Raw genomic sequence first — 22,945 nt, forward strand, 5'->3', positions numbered from 1 at the left:
CGCTAAAAGCTTTTTCAATTTTTCATTCTCATGTTCCAACTGCTTGAAATCTTCAGCTGTAGGGATAAAAGCAGCCTGTCTTTTGCTGGCTCCATCCAGTTGATCTACATCTTTACGGTTCAACTCTCTTGCCCACCGCAACACCATCTTGGGATCCAATTCGTGCTGTCGGGCTATAGCTGTAAAGTTCCCGATTTCTTTCCCTTTTCGAACGATATCCATCTTGAAATTAAGATCATATTGTACTCGTTTCATAACGTTCCCCTCCGTCTATTCATATTGTATTTGATTAAGGGGTGTACTGTCCAAAGCTTCTAGGGGGCTAAAAAGTTATGGCACCTCATAATATAAGCTTTATGTTCTTGACAGTGATTATAAGTTCGCTTCTAAATCACTTTTCCAACCTTAACTCGACATACTCATATATCTGCTGAAGCAACATTTTTAACCGAATCATATCCATGGGGATATAGTCGTAATTGGAGATAGGGCTGAACTTATCGCAAAAATAAAGCACCTCAACGTAGTAAAATCCTTGGTACTCTTTCAGGTCGTTGTCATTAAGTCTAAGCAACCTGCTGAGCCAATAACTTACATTTTCTGCCAATGAGATATAAAGGCTTTCTACATACCCCCATTGATTAAGGTCATACTCGGTTAACGTCCTGTTCAACATCAGATAATACAGTTTACTCGACTTGGGTGTAATCGAATACTGTTGATAGGTAGATAGCTCCATGATGTCTACTGGATCAGTATCAATCGAAGGTCGAAATACCTCGGGGATATCTCTGGAATCTACTACACTGACTCTTCTGTTGAAGTACTGTTCTAGTTCGTCTGCAACAACTAACCTTGCTTTCCAATCGTAAAGTATGGTTGGATCGAAGAGTCCTAGAAAGTCGATGTCGCTTTCTTCAGATTCACTTCGGGCGAGGACAGAACCGTAGAGCTTGAGTGCGATTACTCCGTGCTTGGTGGCGAGTGTTAGGATATGATCACGCTTTTGGATGATTGAGTCAATAACATTCATTGGCGGTAAACCCCTTTCAGAGAATTTATATATATACCTACATGTAATATATTTTCTCTGACTTACGATGGGCTTGAGTACATCTACTCAATTAAAAATAAAGATGGTGCCTGTAAGGACACCATCTCGTTAAAGTAATGTTATAAAAATGAAAGTTTAGATACTCTTAATCTGCTCTCTGTTATCAAGACTCTTGATTCCCCATTTCTACTCACTATAATACAATACCAGTCCAAGTCCAGACCCACGACCGTTAGTTCCCACAACCAGAACGATATTTCCTTTTGTTATTGTTTTTTTAGTTGATTTATCTTTATTTTCTTTCCAAAACGTTTTAAGTTCGTCTTTAAAATCCCCATTCACAACAAATCCCATAGTATTTAACCACTTCACAGAAAAGTTAAGAGCAGTCTCGTCAGAAGCAAAACTGTAAAGTGATAACGAAGCAAATTCCTCAAGTTTTTCATCTTTATATCCTTCATAGCTATATTCCGGAATTGTTATTAGCCCGAAGTCAGCGTAGCCGTCTTTAGAAATTCCAATGTATGGAGCATTAGAGTCTTCTACTACAATGATTCGTTCTTTTACGATATAACCCATTTCATTAACAACTTCTTTACTTTTGGTTATTATTTCATCTATCGTTAGCCGCTTAAGCGACACACTAGAAGACTCTTCGGTTGGTGTTAAAGTTTCCTCTGTATAATCAATATTTGTATTGATACCTACAGTTTTGGATGCGCCATCCCAAGTTACTCCAATGTTGAAGGCTTTTCCAATATCGCGAAGCTTGAAGTGGTTGTTACCGTCGATATTATAAGCAGTTATTTGAACCTCTTCTCCGTCCAAATAAATCTTGGAGTTTGAGGACTTTGCATCTTTAGAACCCGACTTAGTCTTTACTTCGAGTTCACCGCCAACAAGCGTGTAAGCTAAGTTTGGAATCAAATTAATTGCATTCTTTTCTTTGTCCCAACCTACTTCGAATTGCTTTTCAGTGTTATTCACTGCCATAGCAATGTCACGCAGTTTGAAATAATTATTCCCTCCGACATTATAAGCTTCAAAGGAGATATTCTTACCATTAACAACAACTGATGAAGTAGTTGGCGATACCTTCACTAGACCGTTATCAGCAAAAACAAACTTAATACTATCCTTCTTTACTTCCCGTCCATTTTTATCGTTTACTGAGAAATTAACAGTGAAGATGGCATTTGAATTTATGTATTTTAATTCCCCTGCTACTTGTTCAAAGGTTTTACCCGCGTAATCTGTAAATTCCAACCCTGGAGTACTAAATGAAGGACTTACTTGTACTTTCCCATTTTTGAAATCTGATTTTTGGTATCCAGCCATATAAAAGAAATTATCAAGTCCATCATAATTAATCACATCAACCCATATTGAAACAAAATTAGCGTTCTTATCATCTGTTATGATTTCGAAGAAAGGATAGTTTCCATGGCTATCTTTTTTAGGTGTGCTTATTACATTGACTACATGATCACGATACTCTACAATATTTCTTTTCCTATTGTAACTACTATCTACCTTCTCTTGCACAGTCTTGGTCCCAATATAATTCGGTACAAAAACTTTATAGTTTGCTTCTCCCTTAACGGAAAGATCAAATTCTTTACTTGCTGCATTTGCTCCAGAAACAATAGAGAAACTTGATACTGCTAATATTATTAGAATAGAATAAAATTTCTTCATTGATCCCATATAGTTATCTCCTTATTGAACGTTTTTTTTCGATTAATACGGGTTGTATTACTCCTCTTTGTAATCAAGCTTCGTATCGATTCCAATGTTATTTATTGCACTGTCCCAAGTTACGCCAATGTTGAACGCCTTTGCGATATCACGAAGCTTGAAGTAGTTATTACCATCTATAGTGTAGGCGACAAAGTTTACCTCTTTACCATCGATATATAACGTGGAAGTAGTTGGCTTTGCTTCTTTTGTTACTGGCTTAGCAGATACTTTAAGCTCTCCGCCAGCTGGAGTGTACGCTTTACCGGAAAGAAGGCTAATTGCATTCTTTGCTCCATCCCACTTCACTTCAAATTGTTTCTCAGTGCCATTCACAACCGAAGCGATGTCGCGAAGCTTAAAGAAGTTGTTATTATTGATGTTGTAAGCTTCAAATGATACCTGCTTGCCATTGACGATAACCTTGGATGCTGTTGGCTTGGCAGATACAGGTTTGTTCGACTGATTTGTATCGGCATCACTCACTTTATAACGATTGAATCCTTCATACATAAAGTAAATATTCTTAAAAGAGTCGATTACATTGCGATCTTTGTCATAAACCTCTATAATCACATCCAAAACATCGTCTGTCATAACAGATTTGAAGGTAACACTAGGCATAAATACTGATACTTTACCGTCTTTGAATTCTTCGTCTACATATTTCATTTGACCGCCAAAATAACTATCAACACTCACATATACTGAATGTGCCTTAGGATTTGTGGTTACAAGATCGAACAAGAATACATTAGAGTCCTTCTCAAATTCCGGGTTCTTCAAAGTGATCGCAGATACTTCAAAACCACCAATTTCATCGTCGCTTCCCTTAACTTTCTGGAGCCTCAAAGAACTGCTTGGGAATTTAATCGTATACCCCGAATTTTCATTAAGGACATTTACTGTCGACATACCTTGGTCCACTGCATTATTTCCGGATTCGGAGTTAGCCTTGAGATCATTACCTGCAGTTGCCTCGCCTGTAATTTGTACAACGAACTCGGCTACCGTATCAGGCGAAAACTCACTACCAAAACGCACATTCACGCCATAGTAACCCTTTTTGCTGAGACTTAATGTATACTCTTTTACTGTGATATCTTCGGATGCTTCTCCCATTATGAAAGATTCACCAACAAGCTTCGCGTCAGGAAGGAAATTGATGCTCGGATGCGAGTCTTTACCGGTAATGGTAAGTGTTACTGGTTTATCAGAAACGAAAATCGAATCGCCAACACCTGATCCTTCATCAGTGAATCGTTTTTTATCAGTTACATTTGAGATTGAGACATAACCACCTTGCTTTGTCTCTACCTTCGCTCCACTCTCAGCCAAAGCCGTTAGTGAAGAAAATAGGGAAATAACTAAAGACAAGACCAACATCATAGATATCTTCTTCATTTATCATCACTCCATTTTCATTGTTGTATGTTTATCATGAGCAATTGATCTAATAGCCAAATTATTGAACTGTTCTCTTCTCTTGATAGATTGATTGGATGAATACTTGAATTTCCGATTTCTCAAAATGGTGTTCGCTGATACAGATTCTCTTTCCTATAAAGGCGACTTCAAACAACTTGTACCTCTTAAATAGGTAGAGAATCAATGCGATGAAAAAAACTCCAGCCATTATCGAGCTAAATTGCTTTAAATGGCTAACATGTAAACCGAATTTCTTCATTCCTCTAGAGATCTGCGTCAGGATCGTGATTAATACCCCAACAGAAATCAGGTAATAAAGATTACGTCTCGATCTCTTACGTATGTTGCCAGCACCAATGAAATCTTGCAACAGTACCGATTCTGGTTCATATATTTTTCGGGAAGTATCGCCATTTACATATCGATAATGCTCACCAAAAAAGTGGACGTACTTATTAGTAAGGACTATTACAGGCTTTTTATCGTTGTTCCCGATATGCCCCTTACCTAATACCGTTCTGATCTCCTCACCATTACTCAAGGTTAACCCTTCAATAACAGGACTCATTTGTTACTATTGAATAGGAGATTCTTTTTAGCTTCGTCAAACTCTTCTTGGGTAATAAGCTTTTGCTGCAGTAGTTCGGAATATTTCTTGATCTCATCAGCAATACCAAGTTTGGAGTTGGTTTCAGCGGGCACTTGTGATGCGGCTGCCGCTGCAACCTGAGAATGTGCTGATTCAACAATATGGTCTTTAGCCCTTCTGAGTTGCTTCTGAAAATCATCGATTTCCGTTTTGTCGTATAAGTTAGTATCGAAGGCAATCTTCCCGCCAGCAAAAGCAATTTCAAATAGATTATGTCGTTTCAGTAAATATGACGTTATTGTTATACTGAATACAACCAAACTTGAAAGGAACACTGTCAATCCGATTTGATTAGCGGTGTCACTCATGGAGTCACTGTCAAAAGATACAATCGCTGAAATTACAAAAACCAGAAAAGATACAATTGCCGTAATAAGTAAGAACAACGGATTTGTCCTTGTATACCCAGTCCCAGTGACGTCCTTCAGATCAACCGTTCGCTCCTCGAATGACTTTTTAAGCTTACCTTCCTCTTTGTAGTAGCACTTTCCCTTGAAATAAACCCTTTTATTACTGACTACTGCAAAACCACTAGCAACATTGCTACCTGCTAAAAAATTAATAATATAACCATTACCAATTGAAGCAATATACCGTTCGGTCGGCTCCACAAAGATAGCTCCAAATTTCCCTAGAGAATCCTCAGTTAAATTCACCTTCTTACCAGATCTTTTTGCTTGATTAACCCGAAAAAACGTAATAATTGGTGTCACTATTGCTGCAAGAAATAACAACTGTAGCAATGGGTTTGCCCCTACACTCATACTTCTCCATCTCCTTAATCATTAAATTGTACCTTTAATAAGATCGTTTTCTATTCTTAGTTCACTCGCCCCATATCTAGAAATAATCCAACAAGGTTGACCCTCGAGAAATTGATGAGTGGAAGGATAGACGTCCGCCTGTTTAACACGGATTATATCCCCTTATAACATGATAATGAGAACTTCCATCTTAGTCTGTCGACATTGAGTCACATCGACACTATCTCGACAAAATTATTTATAATCTCTACAACTTTGACCTACTTTTCCAATGATATTCGGTCTGAATTTGGTATAAGAGTAAAACAGCTGCGAGCAAGAAGTGGAATGTCTCAAGGAATCCTAGCCTACAGGGCGGGTCTGGATAGAACATATATATCAGGGGTAGAACGAGGAGAGCGTAATATTAGCCTTCACAATATCGAACGAATTGCGATAGAATTAAACATTACTGTCCCCTACTTATGTTCTGATGAACGTTTTTATTCTGAAGCAGCATATTTAAGGAAAGATTTCGAAATCCCGTTCTCAAAGCGATTTGTCTATAATGTTGACTATGAAAACAAAATTATCGCATGGCAAGTTAACGGTGTCCTCAGCGGTCAGGAAACAGAATCATTAGGAAAAACAATATTGTCCGTATTATCACATTTTAGAAAAGGTGAAGTTCGAGCGTTTGTCGATCACCGTGAGATGATGGTGAACGGAGAGCCTATCGTCTATTCACCAGATGTTGCAGAGAAAGCCATCAAGATACAAGAGAGAATGACCGAATATTGTGATCAGGTTGCCGTCTTATGCAACTCTCAATATATGATGAACCAGTTAAATCAAATTACTCAAAAAAGCGGGGCATTCCATAAAACGAATCATCTGTTCGGCAAAGATCACGAAATGATTGATCAAGCGCATAGGCTCTTAAATTTTGCATTCAACACATATACTTATATTTTTTTTTGTAAATCCAGTTTTATCTTAGTTTGCATAATACAATCGTTTTATCGTGATCATAGCCTGTTGTCGTGAATAATACTCAAGTGGACTAAATTTACCGTTGCCCGTACCACTCATGATAGCGAGACCGGTGATGCTATCTTTGGCGGCAGATACAAATGAAATTGGTTCTTTTGCCCATTCTGCAACTTGTTTATAATCAGCAAAGGAAACGCCGGAACGATTAATATCTATTTCAATTACCTTTGCTGCACGTGAAAGCATTACAGCAGCTTCCTGACGTTTAATACTCCCATCCGGATCAAATTGCCCCTTGCCCTTGCCGCTCACAATGCCTAGTGCTTGTGCAGTTAAAATGGCTTGATCCAAAGTATCATTAAATGCAGTAGGATCTAGTGCTTTGCCGTAACCCGATAGTAATACTTCAACTGTTTTTCCTGTTTTGGTAGTTAGCATCTGGACTATCAGTCTACAAAAGTCGGAGCGCGTAATCGGATTTGCATAGCCGCCTTGTAAGTCATCTGGTATAAGATTTAACGCCAGCGCTTGATCAATTTCATCTTTTGCCCAGTCCGCCGGGATCTGATTCAGCTTGATCGCTTTTGTAGGCATATAGCTCGAAAGGAAGGTATCGATTTCTGTAGTATTGATTCTGCCATTATCAAAGTTATAAAGCTTCATGTAAGATGAGGATACTGCTCCATGTGGTACTTCTATTAAGTCAGCATAATATTCTTCACGAAAAAGATCATAGTCCTTTTTAGATACTTTTCTGTCGTTAGTATAGTAAAATTCGGTTTGGTCAGTAAAACCATCATCTTTTTTCCATGAATTAGGGGCTTGGGAACGGGTAATTTCATTCGTGTTTAAAGTCATGCCTGCCAAGTTCATTTCGTATTCCCAATCTCCCCAGCTGTCTACTCCACTAAAACCATCCCGACCTATGTACTTGTACTTGCCTGTATTTTTAACTAGGTAAAGCTTAATAGATGATTTGATGACTGAAAAAGCATTCATGCCAACATTAACATTCAAAGAGCCTGGGTTAGAATTGCCTACCACTCTTTGCCGTAAATCAACGAGTTGTCCATCACGGATGGTTTTTATAAAATCCACCGGAGACACCTCACGGTAGGCTTCTCCAGCAATCAACTCGGGGACTCCATCCATATCCAAGTCAATTAATACAACCTCCCAATCTTGTCCTAAAGTAAGACCATCTTTATCTGTCAAAGCCTGCACTATGTATTCCTTGTATATAGCTTGCCAGTTTACTGTCGGTGAAGCTGCTGTCCAACATGGAAAAATGCCAAATGTCAAGATTGAGGTCAATAGAATAGCAACATATTTTTTCAAATGAAGCCCTCCGATAACTTCCCTAGTATTTCCCCCGGTATAATTCAGTTATTTTATAAACCAAAGGATTTGAAGCTGCATAGTACACTACTTGTCAAAAATAGATATATACCAGAAACCTTGCATTGTTTACAGTCATATGGACATCTGCACCGTCGATCTCCAAAAAACCACTATTGAGTTCGTTTTCGGGATTTATAATAGATGCACGAAAGTCAGATGTTAAACCCATTCCCTCTATAACTGTGGAAAAGTATTTACTGTTGTGCTCATGCTTCGCACTCTAATAATTAGTTTCTCTTCATAAAAGTGACTTCGGCTCTAAGCTCATTCACCCCATTTCAAGCAAAAGTCCATTTCCCACAGCATATTGTTAACTATACTATACGAACTATACTTCGCCAACTATAATTAGTTATCAAAAATTCGCGTATTCTCTAACATTAAGGAAACGAATGCAAGGGGCTGTTTCCTTTTATGAAATTGAAAGAAGCTAGAGAAATAAAAAAACTCAGCCAAGAGAGCGTTAGTCGTGCTGTCAATATTTCTTTGAAACATTATCAGAACATTGAACATGGTTTAACAGCACCAACAGTGAATATTGCTCTTCATATCTGTGAGGTCCTAAAAGTAGACCCCCGTAAGATCGATGAATGGAAAGATAGACGACCATCTGTCTAAAGTAATACCCCTATCTAGAATAAAGAGAACTCTAACGGAAGTCTGTTGACTTTAAGTCACATTGAACTAAAATATTACAAAATCATACAACTTTAGACCCATTTTTCCGATATACTCAATAAGGAACTATGAATATTGGAGGGTCTTTTATTTGTGGACATACGATCTGAATTTGGACAAAGAATAAGGGAGCTTCGAGCAAGAAGTGGTATGTCACAGGAACTTCTTTCTTATAGAGCAGGGCTAGATCGGACATACATTAGCGGTGTCGAGCGTGGGGAGCGTAATATCAGTATTGTTAATATTGAGAAAATTGCTGATGCGCTTCAGGTATCGATGGCTTATATGTTCACTGCTGAAAGATTCTCGACAACCCCTGCCTATCATCAAAAGGATTTTACTGTTCCGTTTGTGGAACGTTTCAAATACCAAATTGACAGTGATAAGAAGATATTAGCCTTTCAGGTGCATGGCTTACTTACTAGTGAAAATGTAGACTACATGTCGAAAACACTTATTGGGATATGCAATGCATTTGGCAAAGGGGAGTTAAATATCTTAGTTGATCACCGAGACATGAAGGATTCCCAAGGTGAAGTGGTCGTTTACTCACCTGAAGTTGCAGATCGGGCTATACTTTTTCAACAAGAACTTTTGAAATATAGTAAACGAGTCGTGGCTCTCTGCAATTCAGAATTTATGGTTCAAAACTTGAATCATGTGGCTACCCACAGTGGAATTATCAATAAAGCTACTCATATTTTTGGACAGGATAAAGAAATGGTTGGTAAGGCTTACGATATGTTGGACATTAACGGCAATGATTTGATTAAATTGAAGACATAAAGAAGCCGCCAGTCTGAGCTGGCGGCTTTACGTTATATTTTAAAGAAGAATCAACATAGAAGCTAAAACTTAGTTTGATACATTCTTTTGCCTCATTTTTTTGACCATGAAATGAGTTTCCTTGTTTTACGCAGTCAGGTATGGAAGTCTTGTCCCCTAAAGAATTCAATGCCCAATGAACAGTACTTCTAGTTCATCCCGGACTATTTCCGAGTTACACTTCTTTACCCTATAAATTATCATTGACCTGACATATATCTGCAATTTCAAGTATCCTTTGACCATAAACGTAATAATGTATAGCGATTTGCTTATAATCATAAAAATCAATTAATGAGGTATAAGCTATAATCACTAAAAGTGAGCAAGGGGGAATGTGCATGCTTTTTGAAGTTAAGCCGAGTAGATTTAACCCTCAACGACAACCAACCAATCAAGTGTATTTAATTACTGATCACTGGGATGATTGGTTTACATATCAAACAATGTATTCTTTAGCATACGTCGATGTCGTTGGAGAGACACATTATATCGGTAGTGTCAAAATTGGGGAGATTGCCTTAGCAAAGGGTCGCCCTGGTATTCCTGTTTCATTTAATAATCTCGATGAACAATTCTTCTCGTTAGGACAGGATGTAACGTATTATGAAAAATTAAATCGCTTAGGAGACAATATTCGTGAAGATATCCTTAACGGTCTAAACGATGTCGCCCTCTTGCCTGATGTTTACGAGAAAATTAAGTATGAAAACGTAATGCATAATTCCCTTCTACGAGATGTGTCAACGGCATCAGTAAAAGGACAATACAGAAGGTTGGCACACGGTGACTCAAGTCTATCTCATTACAAATTTAAGTATACTACTGAAAAAATCCAAAGTAGCTTGTCGGAACCGGTTGAGATATCCTTTGAAGTTACGCCTGAGTCCAATCCTCCGACTAACATTCATATTCTAATCGGGAGAAACGGTGTTGGAAAAACGCACTTATTGAACAATATGATACATGCTCTGGTTGACGATGAAATAGATCCTGAAGAAGTCGGTTACTTCCTCTCAAATGCTGAAGAAAACCGAAAAGAATTCTTCGCTAATCTGGTCTCGGTAACATTTAGCGCATTTGATACAGCGGAACAGCCAGCTGAACAAACGGATGCCGCTAAAGGTATGAGATACTTTTGTGTGGGTCTAAAGCAGCCCCGAACTGAAAAAGAGGAAAGCTTGCTTCCTAAAAGTACAGATCAATTGTTAGCTGAATTTGTAGAAAGTGTAAGGGCATGTTGTATCGGTTCGAAAAGCGTCCGTTGGATTCGAGCTATAAATATGCTTGAATCAGATCCCATGTTTAAGGCTGCAGAAGTTACTGATTTGGTAGATATAAAATCTGATAAGAAATTCAAGGAAAGAGCTACTTACCTGTTCAATAAGCTCAGTTCTGGACATAAGATCATCCTTCTGACTATTACAAAATTAGTGGAGACTGTAGAAGAACGAACCTTGGTTCTCTTAGATGAGCCTGAAGGACATCTACATCCACCTCTCTTATCTGCCTTTACAAGAGCCTTATCTGACCTATTGATTCGGAGGAACGGTGTAGCACTTATTGCCACTCATTCACCTGTTGTACTACAAGAAGTACCAAAAAGCTGTGTCTGGATTTTAAGGAGAAGCGGAAGCCAAATGGCAGTTGATAGACCCCAACTCGAAACATTCGGTGAAAATATTGGAGCATTAACAAGGGAAGTATTCGGGCTCGAAGTTACAAATTCCGGATTTCATAAAATGCTACTCGATGCAGTAAATGAACATGATGATTTTGAATCTATTGTTGAACATTTTAACGGGGAATTGGGAATGGAAGCTAAAGCCATCATCCGAGCCCTTCTAGCCACTAAAAATTGAAGGGAATAGTAGTTGATGCGCAAACTGCCCAAGCCTACTGATCAGCCAGAAGTTGTATATACAACTTGCATTAGCAGAGTTCGAGATCCCAGCTTGAAAATTCGCCTTATGACATGTAAACAAGAAATCATCGATGACTCTCTAGCTTTTGATCAACATGCAACAAATAACACGTTACATCTGATAGCTGAAAAAAATGTTGTAGGGAATAATGTCTTAAAAAATGAAATGGAGAAAGTCTATACAGACAGGATGGTTGGGAAAACCTCACCTGGAAGAGTTTATTATGACAAACTGATAACTGCACCTAAAAATGGCATTTGCCCGCTATGTGGTCATCGAGTTGTCCAAACGCTTGATCATCATCTTCCCAAGGCACATCATCCATCACTTGTCGTATCACCAGCAAACTTAGTGCCATCTTGTTCAGACTGCAATAAAAGCAAACTAAATACCCGACCATCCTCTCCAGATGAGGAGCCCCTACATCCTTACTTTGATGACATTGAAGGTGACCGTTGGTTATATGCTGAAGTGATACAAGGTAATCCTGTAGCCTTTCAATATTTCGTTAGTCCACCTAGTCATTGGGATTCGGTTAAGGCAAATCGTGTTCAGAATCATTTCGATACACTGGAACTATCCAGACTTTATAGTATACAAGCTGCAACTGAACTGAGCGACATTACGTATTTATTATCAAAGATATACCAAACAGTTGGAGCAGACGCTGTTCGTAATCAGTTATCGGATAGTGCTGAAAGCTGTGAGCAGCAGCATCTAAATTATTGGAAAACTGCGATGTACTACGCTCTTGCTCAGAGTACTTGGTTTCATACTGTAGGTGTCAATCAATGAACAAATTTATCACTTAACCCAACAACAATCATCTGAAAGCTAGGTGGGTTCAATGTTCAGGTCGTAAGAACTCCTAGTAAATGAAAGAGATGGTGCCTGTGAGGGCACCATCTCTTTTTATTCAAGTCAACTGGATAAGATTTACCGCGCCATCTGGATACTCCCAAACTTCTCCGGTAACTTCATTAGTATGTTGGCAACTCGGACACGTAACCTCTTCAGTAAATCCGTATTGAGTCTCTTCACCCATGCCTCTTTCTTCGCTGCTCTCATATTCAAGATCTTCGATAGTAAAAGTATGGTTGATTGTAGTGTCACATTCCTCACATTGGAATGCATCTTGATGACTGATAGGAAGCTCTAAGCTCATTTTATTTACCCCTCTCGTCAGTAATATTGAATCACCATTATAGTACCTGTTTAAAAAATCCTCAAGAGCAATATACATTTTCTTCTTATTTTTAATCGCTAGATACGACAAAACCGTCAGTAATGATCTAACTGTTTTCTGCTCTAGTTATTTCATCACTTCTCTGTTCGAACCCCTTTAAATTTACCGCCCGATGTCTTCTGATCCATAATGCGTCCAGTATCGGCGTCACGCTTCGCCCAGTTCCCGTTTGGAGTCTGGAATTGTGTACGCTCTGTCACTGCACCTTTTCGATAACCATTTCCTGTATTCTTTGCCATCTTAAAAACCTCCAATGATATATTGTTTTATAGTTTGAAGTTCCCCTGCCACGGAACTAAATTTATACTTGTCTTCTAACCTGCTTTATCAGCCTTCTCTTTTTTCTTTTTATCGAGATAAGCTTGGTTTTGTTCTTCTGTTACTTCGAAGCATATTGCTTTAAGACCCATTTGTGCAGCTGTTACAATTTTACCGTCTTTGCGGCGAATCGATTTTCTACAAATAAGCATTTTATCAGTCCCTTGTTATTATATTTTACTTGTAAGGAACCCATCCTAATGGTATTATTAGAACCATCTCGAGTTTAATCGGCAGGCATTAGGATTGGATTAGTACTAACCCGTAGGTTCCCGACAAGGAATCTTGCGGGTTATTTTTTTCTCTAGCAACTTTCATACCCCTATCCAAAGAGTTTTCTCCATGTAGACTTGAAGAAGTTTATGTCGTGCTTCTTAACTTCTACCGTTCTTTGGCTCTCAGTTCCAAGCTTTTTCATTAAACCTGGTTCTGTTACGGCAACAGTGAATGTATCACCGATTTTTACTTGCTTGTAAGTATTCAAGTCGACATTCCGTCTTTGTGGCACATAAGTATTACCTTGTGTTGCAATTACTATCTCATCTTCATTCCATTCGATAACGCCTTGATCACCGTCAATGGAAACAACTGAAGCCCTATACTCGACTGTTACCTTTTCTCCAAAGACTGAGTTATACGCCGATTTTCCCAATGGGATTATCAACAGCACAACCATTAATAACAAAGCTACAGCAGGTATAGCGAATCTGTAGATCAACCTTGGTGCAAAATCCATCTTATTTCACCTCCTTCCACTGATTTCAATTAACAATTTGAAATCGATTTTATTAATAAAGATTGAACCTATCGGTTTCAATCCGTAAATTGAAGTCTGGAGTTATTAAAAGGGGAATATCCCCCTCTAAAATAAACTGCTATATACAAATTGTCTGCCGCCTTCTTCAAGCTGCTCTTCTTGTCTCTTCAATAGCCTTAGCTCGTTCAATTTTGTAAGCTGTGTACTGACTAAATTGAGTTTTTTATCGAGTGAGTCCGATGCGAATCTTGCAGTTATCTGTTTATGTTTATAAGTAAACTCTAGAAGCTCTCTTGATACCTCTCCAAGATCACCGATAATCTCAAGCGATACCCCATAGTTGGCAACAACAACGACATCCTCATCACGTAGGGTTTTCTTAAGATTATACAAATGGTCTTCTTCTTCACTTAAGTTAATGAGGAACAAGTACTTGTCCTGCGTCTTATATTCTTGTCGAATCCATTTTAGCGGCTTGACGATGACCTCATCGATTCCAGAACCGTTCATACCTTCAACCTGCTCCATATCGTAAACAAATACTGTTGATTTCGGAGCTTCTTCTATTTGTTGCATTACCCTCTGGTTCAGCGGAATCATTATTCGTCTACCGATTAGGCTTACCTTCTCTTGTCCATCAGTTAGTAAGTTAATCTTAAACATTCTGGTCCACCATTTTCTATATAGTTTAGGGTTCGATTTCAATTCAACGTTTGAAAACAAACCCTTTCTTAAATTTAGTTCATATTATTCAATCTGTCAAGCATTTCTATAGATATATGATTATGTAGTAGTATGTTCCATAGAAATACTTACCCCTATCAAGCAACTCAAGCTTATCAGCATGTATTCTATACGCACTGTCATGTGTTCTTACATAAAACTCCGCATCAGATGACCAATCGAAAGTGGTGCGTTTAACATCCATCAACCCCTTACCACGATCCTGCTCCGGTAAACTGGTCGCTCTTGTGAAAATAGCCTGCCTAACTATTTCATCCTTATCTATTGCAGAAATATGACCCTCTAGCGATTTAACAATACCTTGTCCATTATCACATATGGCGATCTCGACACGCTCAGGGCGCGTGCTTGATTTCTTATAATACTGAACACAAGAGTAGCTATCCGTTCCAGTATGTTCTACAGCATTCTGACCTAACTCCGTGACGATGCCAGCAATATCAGTCACTCGGTTCCTGTGAAGCCCTTTTGCTTTCATTATCTTTTTGACTGACTTATCGAGGTCCACGATATCACCATCAGATTTGGATACTCGTAATTCATCGAGCTCCTCATCTTTCTTATTTCGATTTCGATGATAGTACGCTGTCATATTATTACTCATCTCGAAGGATTCTTTGACATCTGATGGACATAACTGCAAAAAATTCATGCGTTCTAAATACCCCAAAATATCAAATCGATCCGCTACATCTAAGGATGGTGACTCTGTCTTTAAATAAAAATTACGATCCAAATAATTTAATGAAGATAACAGAACAGTTATACCTAAAGGAGATACCCACTTTAATTTTCCCAAATCAACGAAAAGGTTTTCGCACATATCTAATTTTTGATTAAGTTCAGTGCATTGGTTTAGCCATTCATGTATATCATGGATTGATTCCATTCTCATGGTAGATTGGAGCATTGTTCAAATCTCCTAACCTCTAGTTCTGTAGTATTCTTCCATTTTACTCCACAGCTTTGAGTTAGGTCAAAGTGATTATTACTTCTGACCTACTTGAGCAAATAAAACACATTAATTTTGCTGCCTAAGAGATAATTTATCCGTATCAAAATAAAAAGCTGCCGATTTTCGCGGCAGCTGCGGAACCCCACAATGGGGGATTACTCTTGAATCGTTCAGTACTAGCTAATACTTGTAAGTCTGAATCCCCCAAGTTGATTTGTATTACAGTAATACGACATCGTTCTCTTGGACTTTTGATCTCTTCTTAAAAGCAGCTCAAAAGGAACATTGTTGTAATATATCAAGTCTGCAAAATATAATTTGACTCCGGTCTTAGATAGCTTATCTAGTATGGCATCAAAATCTGCTTTGTTAGTTAACTTATTACAAACTAAAGCAATTAACATATACCGATTTCTTGACGCCCATTGATAGAAATTCAGAAAATCCAGTTCATCTGATATGTCGTCAAGATGATTGTTTTTTAATGTGAGAGAGTCACGGCTTGTGTCCGTGTGCACATATTTGCGGAGATACATCTTCTCTGATGAATCGAGGTATAAAATTGCAATGTCCTTACATATTGGTTCCATACTAGTGACCTCCATTTATAAAAATGTAATCCTACTAGTAATAAAATCAATCACAAATACACTCGGAAAGTATTTTTAGTCCTTGATCTGTTAATCTTCTATTTTTGCAAGTCAAAACAAGAAAGACATACAGTTATCGATGATAAATGAAATAGCTGCCGAAATACTCAGCAGCTTGATCGTCTTCAATAATTCTTCTATCTTATTAACTATAGTTCAGACCTTTTACTTCTCTTAGAACGCCCTTTGTCCAATAATCGTCAGCCCACACGTAGTCAGGTTTAACGATGTCATCAACAAAATACTTCTGAGCCCATGTACGGAAACCAGTTCTGCTATTCCGCTCAATGAAGTGCGAAAAGAGCGATCGACTTCCATTTGGTGAAGCAATGATTCCATTTTGAGTATCAATTATTCTCGTCAGTCTCTTAACACCATCAACATAATCGAATAAGCACGATACAGATTCCTTACGCGACATGTGGTACGCCAGTTTTAACCAGTTACTGGATGAGCTAATCCTCTTCTCTACTCCAGCCTCAACAATTTCTTTGGTAAAGGCAACCTCAAAGAAGGACTTGAGCTCTTCCTTAAAGGAAAAATACTCCTTACCCCGAACATGCCCAAAATACTTATTATAGAATTCGTTTGAGACATTTACACGACTATTTCTTAGGCGACCCATTGCTGTCGCAAAGACATGTACCTCGCCATGAAATTTATCCCGCAAAGCTCCATTCTCGATTCGAGCTAACTTCTTAAGCTCCTGCTTGTATAGCTCCATCAACTTGAACAGAGGAAGGGTAGGGATTAATTGGTCAATATTATCGATTACCAAGTCGCTTATTTTGTTATTGGATTCGGGCTTAGGTGCGAGTTTGGCTTCAAGTTCGGCTTTAGCCTGAGCTTCTAGCTTGGCATCAAGGATCGGTTTTAGAGAAGCTTTAAACTTCTCTGAGTAAGTGCTGTTTACAAGGGCAGGGAACAAGATATCAAACCTATTTGCTTCAAAGGCTTTCTCGAATCCCCTGTTTATCAGAGCACGATACTTTTGGAACTCCTTCGGCAGACGAATCTGCTCGTTGAATATCTTTAGATACTCAACATAATCACTGTTAGCAGAGATGAATTTCGCACACCCCTCAACAGCATCGACACGACCAACATCAAGCTGCGTCCAATCAGCTGATCGTTCATTAACATAAAAGATGTGATCCCAAATACCTTCGTTTCTTGATAGCCACTCAATTACCTTATTTTTCTCATCACTTTTATAAGAAACGTCTGCTTGAAACTCGTCTATACGTCTTTGAATATCTTCTAACAGAGCTTTTTCGGCTTCATCCCTGCTCGCTTTTAGATCTTGATCGAGAGACAACCTTTCTCTGCAAAACACGAATAACTCATTCTGATCCTCATCTGCTAACACAGGGTCAGTATCGAAAGATGCTTCACCGAGCGCTTCAGATAAAGCTGCAGAATCGGCTTCGGCTAAGTTTACCTCACCGGCTTCAGACTCGGATGCTTCCGTAGCAGGTTTGTTTTGAAGTGCTTCCCATGCGGTAAGGTAATCATATAATTCGCTGACCCCCTGATCCTCCAGGGTTTCAGAAAGTCGGGTGAGATACCTCTGGGCATCATTTTTCATGGTCGTATACCGATTTAAGATATCGGGCGACAAGATCGTGTTCCTCGAGGGTAAATAGCTTAACATCGAACCAAGACAGGTGCTAATAGCATAGAGGAAGTTCGTTGAACTCGTGTCAAAGTAGTTGGAGCCGACAAGGAAGCAATTGAAGATCTCTTCGCTCTTACTATTCAAGCGGTCGATCCGTCCGTAACGCTGTTCTAAGGCAGATGGGTAAGCAGAGATGTGGTAATTTACAATATGGTTATACCCTGGCAGATTAATGCCTTGCTCAGCGATTTGATACGTCAAAATGAGAACAGTGGGAAGATTATCTGATCTCGAGAAATCCGTCAGTTCTCGCGGATTACGTCCAGTGACCACGTAATAAGTCGGCTTGTCAGGGAGTTCAGTGACAGATTTCTCGAATCCTGCTACGTCTAGATACCCCGCAATAACGTCAACTTCTTTTTCTACATATCTGGTGAACACAACGAAACGATTATTCTTGGATTTTGCAGATATGGCTTTCAAATTCTTTACCAATATTTCGTTCTTATTGTTACGTGACTGATACTGCCAAACCAAGGACTCATACCGCTTCACATTTGTTTTATTATAGCCCTCAGTCTCAAGGGACTTAATCGTATCCTTGAAGTATCGTGTTACTGGAAATTTCACATCGAACTGGCTGCAGATCAACGCCTCAGGCTGCTTACCGATTGTCAGAAGTTGATCGATCCAACTGGAATCTACTGGCTTCTCAAGTAATTTAGATGCTATTCGCGGATAGACCTGTAAATCCTGTTTCCCTTGCTTAATCGGAGTGGCTGTTAGAAATACCACCTTCTTAGCCCTGATGTTATTAGTCAGATTGAGATAACGCTGAGTCCAATCACCCAAGAATAGATGAGCTTCATCGATGATTACAAGTCCGTATTTACGTAGAGTCTTGAATTTAGAATGGTGATTATTAACGACCTGAACCCTATTGCCATACCCCAATTCCTCGAAAGGGAGCTTGTCAAACCAGTCACTCAGAAACTGACCTCTAGGTTTAATATCACTGCTACGTGCTAGAGCATTGGCTGTAATGACTAAGACATCTTCACCTGGATTATGCTCCAGAAAATCAAGTGCCATAATACCACTACTTATTGTCTTACCGCTACCGACTTCATCAAATATGTAAACTGCATCATTACCATGATTGTTTAATCGTTCGGTGTTAGCAAACTGAAGTGGATATAAGACCACTTCATTCGGATCAAGTCGGTTAATCCACTTTTTATCGACAGCTAAGGTCACTACCATTCCCTCCAAGCACTTAGTTGTAAGGGTAGAAATGAGTAAGTCGCTCCAGTGCATCTCCAGAGAGTGCATGGAAACGACGAAACACCTTCGATACCCCCTAATTTCTACATTATTCTACAGACGACTCCTTATGTCCTGCCTTGAACATACAAAAGTACCAATAATCTCCTACATATAGGATCTTGGTGCTTATCGAATGTACTTGATCCACCATCCGTTACTGTCGCGGCTGAATCTCGCCGCTTTCCATAAGATCAAAGAGGTCTTTGTAAAGGCAAATCCCATCTTTTCCCGCTCTTCGACCGATGAAGCAGCTCCCGCCAGTACATTGAACGCTGATCGATTAAATTCTTGAACGACTCTGACCAGTAGTCCTGCGACATTCTACCTTCACCTCACTTAGCAGTTTGAATGATGATACCTTGAGCGAAGTTCACAAGTCGATTCGAGGGCGAGGAAATCAGGCTCTGATGATGGGTGGGCGGGTGAATTATAATGCGGTATGAAGCTAAATTCTATTTTTTCTTAAAGGTGCGCTTCAAGGTTCTAGACTGACCCGTCCGACGATCTCACCTATCCCAGAATGAAGAAAAACTGCTGAGGGCATCAGCAGTTGTTTGATTACTCTTATGAGTTATTAATGGATGACTTGCGATGATGAACAAGGGGAATTGATGTTCCTGACGAGTGAGTTAACCATAAGACTTGCGATAAACTTCAATGTTACAGAATAATATGCTCCACGGAACTTCCTTGGATAATTATGAAAATAATCGCTCGACATCTCACTCTGATCAATACAATCCTTTGCTTTAATGAACAGAGGATCACTCCTACTCACTCTTTCCCTTAAATAGGATAATATCTGATTTTTCTCATCGTCCATAAGAGAAGATTCATCTTCAAAACCCTTTCTAATTACAAGGGTGTCAAATCCCCTTGCTTTTAGAACAACAACCGAAGCAGATTTAAACGAATCATCGAGTTGCTCATTTGTGATCATATAGCTAATCATCTCCTTTGATTTTTCTTAACTACTTCAATTAGTTACCTTCGTACCACAAACTTCACAGTCGAGTTGTTCTTGATGACTGATAGGCAACTCTAAACTCATTTGGCATACCCTTCTCAATATAATCAGAGCTATTCAAGGTGGAATCCCTGCTTATACTACCTTGGCAGTAGACTTTGGTAAATATTTGTGTTGGGTATTGACTTCAACAGTTTTTGAAAAGCCTTTTGGCGTTCATTTATATGATAGGCACGTTTCATGCCGCCTTTTATTCCCGTATAACTCCGATACTTAGCAAATGGGCTGGCATCGGGGACTACAAGTGCCTCGTCTACACTGGCGAATTGTTCAACATTCCTGTTTTTAGCCAAGTGGTCTGCAAGAGCATTTAACAAAATGCCCTTGTGACTTTCCACCCAGTAGAGATTTAAATCGAATGGAATGGAGGTGTTATCCTTGATTTCCTTAGTCAGTCGCTTTAAGGCAGAAGTGCTGTCAGATAGGACGTACGCCTGATCAAACTCCCACGTTCCCATAGCTTCTGCAATACCCCGCTTGAGAGCCTTATACTCTTCCTTACCGATATCATCCTTTTCGGACTTGTACTCACACTCAGCAATTAGCTTAACGCCGAACTTTTTCTTCTTCCGATAGAAAATCACTACGCCTATGCCTGATCTGTATTCATCATCCGATACGGACTGAACCGATGCATCAGTGTATATGATGACTGTCCCTTTTTCATCAAGCATCAATTGCTCGTCCGATCGTTTGATGATGTCCAGCAGGATTTTGTCCCGACTGTCCGTCCTTTTCCTCTTCTTCATAATTGAAGCACCTTCCTTTACTGGAGATGCCTCAATTGTATAATGAAGAAAAGGTGTGTGGTGATAAAGTAAAGCAAATATAAAAAGACTTTACTTTATACCACCACTATTCATGAAGTTTGTAAGGACTTGTCCTACAAAGTGATCCACTATCGGTTTCAACTTCTCTGAGTCTTGATTTGCTTTCTCACAATGCTCCACATACTTGCTTTTCATCTCAGCCATGAAACTGTCTACGAAGTCATTTTGTGGTTCGCTGGCTTCTGCGTCTAATCTAGCCAACTCCTCTTGCATCTCTTTTATCTGACTTTCTAGAATTTTCTTCTTCTCGTTAATGCTCATCTCGCCTGGCTCACGGAAGCTCTTGTCTTTAATCTGGTCAACGATTGACTTTCTCGTCAGAATTTTTTCTCTATACCCCTCTAATACCGACTCAGCCATAGCAACTCTTCCTTGGTTTACCGCTTTGGACATCTCGTGATTATAATAAAGAGTCCGTTCAATTAAGTGACTTTCCTGACCATCCGAGTTGCTTTCATCTGCTGGCATTGCCTCTAACCCCAACATTAAGAGCATCGTTTTATTTTCAAGGTCTAGATATTCAAAACCCTTTTCTCCGTGATACAACTCATTTGTTTCATGCAGAATACGTTTTATAAGCAATGAAATTGTATAATCAATACTGTTGTTTGTCGCAACCATTCGTCTCTCTATATCGTCAACTTTTTCATTCTTAGGTCCGTGTAATTTCTCAATAAGCTCTTTATTGTGCTCATTATCGTAAGCTTCATTAGACTTTTGACCCATCTCAAAAAAGTAGTTATCCCTGAACAGATTATAGTTCGCCTGATCTAATTGTCTACATAGCCAGTCAACTGTATCGCCCATCGCTTGATGTTCCAATTTGGTTATATTCATAATAAATAACGTCAGGCGCTCCACTAAAACTGAAGTTAAGTCTCCGAGCTTAACTGACTGAAGGTGCGAAGGCATAGTGTAGATTAAATCTCTGAAAACTGAAGGCAGCTCATTATCAATGCTCTCGCACATCAGTTGATTGTACTCCTGTATTTGTGAAGCATTAACATTCTCTTTGACATGATTTACCCTAATAAAGGGGTGTTTACTGCTGTTCCTTAAGACTAAAGCAAGGAGCTCTGCAAAATCAGCAGGGAAATAGTAATCCGCGTTCTCTGATTTACCTACTCTAAAGTCAGTTTCTTCAAAACCATATAGCTCATAGAACTTATTCATATAGTTTGTAAATGTCTGTGGAATGTTAATTTCACTTAACCCCATCATTTCTTTTCTGCCATAATCAATACGTCTTACTTTCTTTCCTCTTGGCATCCTTTTCTACCTCCATTCATTTCAGAAGCAACAAAAATCTTTAACGAAACTTAACTCACTGATATTTTACAGTAACTTCTAGTAGGACGTAAATTAGAGGATGTGGTTGGATGAAATGAAGAAAGGTGCTGACTTTGTCAGCACCTTCATTGTTACTATGGTATGAAAATGGGGAACCAGTTAATTGATGTTATTGTTCGCTTCGCTTACAACTGAATACACCGTTCCCTAGCTGACTACCAAACCTTTAGATACCAATCCTTGAAGGGCAAAAGCTACTTTAGCTGGCTTGAAACCTGAGTAAACTTAGCTGATTTCCTCGAAAGTTCCTCTGTCGCTTGGCAATGTGCGCATGGCATCGTAGACATTTCGCTCGCTTCCGTAAATAAAAGGATTAAATGATCTTTTTATACCCCTTAGACCTTCGATACATGATTGCAATGAAATGGTGAAACCGGTTCAACACCCTAATGCTGGACACTATACCTCTTAATCAGCGGGTCTCATAGAATTGCTTGAAATTGCTATGTTTTGCTTAGTCTTTTGTGTCTTATACCTGAATAGATTTAGGTTTTACCTCGTTTTTCTTTAAAGCATCGATATATTCATAGGGCGACAAGTCGTAAATGCTCCCGTGAATCCGCTGCTGATTGTAGTCTTGAATGAATTGCGTGACGATCTCATAGGTCTGTGGATATGTTTCGAATTCATGCCTCCCATAGCATTCGGCCTCCAAAATAGCGTGGAAAGATTCAATATGTGCATTTTTATT

23 protein-coding genes are annotated in these 22,945 nt (G+C 39.0%); 5 read left to right on the plus strand and 18 right to left on the minus strand.

What is annotated here, in order from left to right; all coding sequences use genetic code 11:
- From BM210_RS33260 to BM210_RS33285, 6 genes are all read right to left on the minus strand, one after another.
- On the minus strand, positions 1–255 hold a 255-nt coding region (locus BM210_RS33260; protein ID WP_091176971.1), incomplete at its 3' end, for a transposase.
- 136 nt (positions 256–391) lie between these two features.
- Entirely contained in the window at positions 392–1,033 is a 642-nt protein-coding gene (locus tag BM210_RS33265; RefSeq protein WP_091176972.1) for a nucleotidyltransferase family protein, read from the minus strand.
- Positions 1,034–1,240: 207 nt separating this feature from the next.
- Entirely contained in the window at positions 1,241–2,761 is a 1,521-nt protein-coding gene (locus tag BM210_RS33270) for a stalk domain-containing protein (protein ID WP_091176973.1), read from the minus strand.
- Positions 2,762–2,809: 48 nt separating this feature from the next.
- Positions 2,810–4,195: a hypothetical protein gene (locus BM210_RS35250; protein WP_091176974.1), complete on the minus strand. Its 1,386-nt coding sequence runs from the start codon at positions 4,193–4,195 to the stop codon at positions 2,810–2,812.
- A gap of 61 nt (positions 4,196–4,256) precedes the next feature.
- The gene (locus BM210_RS33280) at positions 4,257–4,760 is read right to left on the minus strand and encodes a hypothetical protein (protein ID WP_091176975.1); all 504 of its coding nucleotides are present in this window, start codon (positions 4,758–4,760) and stop codon (positions 4,257–4,259) included.
- Positions 4,761–4,783: 23 nt separating this feature from the next.
- Complete coding sequence (locus tag BM210_RS33285) at positions 4,784–5,632, minus strand: SHOCT domain-containing protein (RefSeq protein WP_091176976.1); 849 nt, start codon at positions 5,630–5,632, stop codon at positions 4,784–4,786.
- Positions 5,633–5,887: 255 nt separating this feature from the next.
- Here BM210_RS33285 and BM210_RS33290 point away from each other — a divergent pair, with 255 nt between their 5' ends.
- The gene (locus BM210_RS33290) at positions 5,888–6,658 is read left to right on the plus strand and encodes a helix-turn-helix domain-containing protein (protein ID WP_256224212.1); all 771 of its coding nucleotides are present in this window, start codon (positions 5,888–5,890) and stop codon (positions 6,656–6,658) included.
- Here BM210_RS33290 and BM210_RS33295 read toward each other — a convergent pair.
- Positions 6,608–7,942, minus strand: coding sequence for an S-layer homology domain-containing protein (locus BM210_RS33295; protein WP_091176978.1), 1,335 nt, complete (start codon positions 7,940–7,942; stop codon positions 6,608–6,610). The genes BM210_RS33290 and BM210_RS33295 overlap by 51 nt on opposite strands.
- Positions 7,943–8,419: 477 nt before the next feature.
- On the opposite strand from BM210_RS33295, the gene BM210_RS33300 reads away from it, so the two are divergent.
- The 4 genes from BM210_RS33300 (at position 8,420) to BM210_RS33315 (ending at position 12,228) form a co-directional block, all read left to right on the plus strand.
- Positions 8,420–8,623 (plus strand): helix-turn-helix domain-containing protein, encoded by a 204-nt coding sequence (locus tag BM210_RS33300; RefSeq protein WP_091176979.1) that lies wholly within the window; start codon positions 8,420–8,422, stop codon positions 8,621–8,623.
- 153 nt (positions 8,624–8,776) lie between these two features.
- Positions 8,777–9,469 (plus strand): helix-turn-helix domain-containing protein, encoded by a 693-nt coding sequence (locus tag BM210_RS33305; protein ID WP_091176980.1) that lies wholly within the window; start codon positions 8,777–8,779, stop codon positions 9,467–9,469.
- Positions 9,470–9,849: 380 nt separating this feature from the next.
- Entirely contained in the window at positions 9,850–11,370 is a 1,521-nt protein-coding gene (locus tag BM210_RS33310; protein WP_091176981.1) for an AAA family ATPase, read from the plus strand.
- Positions 11,371–11,382: 12 nt separating this feature from the next.
- A complete protein-coding gene (locus tag BM210_RS33315; RefSeq protein ID WP_143101164.1) occupies positions 11,383–12,228 on the plus strand; it encodes an HNH endonuclease in 846 nt (281 codons plus the stop codon).
- 121 nt (positions 12,229–12,349) lie between these two features.
- On the opposite strand, the gene BM210_RS33320 is transcribed toward BM210_RS33315, so the two are convergent.
- The 11 genes from BM210_RS33320 to BM210_RS33365 all read right to left on the minus strand — a co-directional run.
- Positions 12,350–12,598: a hypothetical protein gene (locus BM210_RS33320; RefSeq protein WP_091176983.1), complete on the minus strand. Its 249-nt coding sequence runs from the start codon at positions 12,596–12,598 to the stop codon at positions 12,350–12,352.
- A gap of 155 nt (positions 12,599–12,753) precedes the next feature.
- Positions 12,754–12,918, minus strand: a complete 165-nt coding sequence (locus tag BM210_RS35255) for a hypothetical protein (protein ID WP_177238160.1) — start codon at positions 12,916–12,918, stop codon at positions 12,754–12,756.
- A gap of 75 nt (positions 12,919–12,993) precedes the next feature.
- The gene (locus BM210_RS35260) at positions 12,994–13,149 is read right to left on the minus strand and encodes a hypothetical protein (RefSeq protein WP_177238161.1); all 156 of its coding nucleotides are present in this window, start codon (positions 13,147–13,149) and stop codon (positions 12,994–12,996) included.
- Between the two features lie 170 nt (positions 13,150–13,319).
- Positions 13,320–13,733, minus strand: coding sequence for a hypothetical protein (locus BM210_RS33325; protein WP_091176984.1), 414 nt, complete (start codon positions 13,731–13,733; stop codon positions 13,320–13,322).
- A gap of 126 nt (positions 13,734–13,859) precedes the next feature.
- Complete coding sequence (locus tag BM210_RS33330; protein WP_091176985.1) at positions 13,860–14,417, minus strand: hypothetical protein; 558 nt, start codon at positions 14,415–14,417, stop codon at positions 13,860–13,862.
- Between the two features lie 106 nt (positions 14,418–14,523).
- The gene (locus BM210_RS33335; RefSeq protein WP_091176986.1) at positions 14,524–15,408 is read right to left on the minus strand and encodes a hypothetical protein; all 885 of its coding nucleotides are present in this window, start codon (positions 15,406–15,408) and stop codon (positions 14,524–14,526) included.
- Positions 15,409–16,248: 840 nt separating this feature from the next.
- Positions 16,249–18,978 (minus strand): DEAD/DEAH box helicase, encoded by a 2,730-nt coding sequence (locus BM210_RS33345; protein ID WP_177238162.1) that lies wholly within the window; start codon positions 18,976–18,978, stop codon positions 16,249–16,251.
- A gap of 643 nt (positions 18,979–19,621) precedes the next feature.
- A complete protein-coding gene (locus BM210_RS33350) occupies positions 19,622–19,987 on the minus strand; it encodes a hypothetical protein (protein WP_091176989.1) in 366 nt (121 codons plus the stop codon).
- 167 nt (positions 19,988–20,154) lie between these two features.
- Positions 20,155–20,823 (minus strand): ribonuclease H family protein, encoded by a 669-nt coding sequence (locus BM210_RS33355; RefSeq protein ID WP_091176990.1) that lies wholly within the window; start codon positions 20,821–20,823, stop codon positions 20,155–20,157.
- A 90-nt stretch (positions 20,824–20,913) separates the two neighbouring features.
- The gene (locus BM210_RS33360; protein ID WP_091176991.1) at positions 20,914–22,173 is read right to left on the minus strand and encodes a hypothetical protein; all 1,260 of its coding nucleotides are present in this window, start codon (positions 22,171–22,173) and stop codon (positions 20,914–20,916) included.
- Positions 22,174–22,723: 550 nt separating this feature from the next.
- Positions 22,724–22,945: integrase core domain-containing protein (locus tag BM210_RS33365; protein ID WP_143101165.1), on the minus strand; the 222-nt coding region annotated here is incomplete at its 5' end.

The sequence above is a fragment of the Paenibacillus sp. 1_12 genome, assembly GCF_900114475.1.
In the GTDB taxonomy this organism is placed as follows: Bacteria; Bacillota; Bacilli; order Paenibacillales; family NBRC-103111; genus Paenibacillus_S.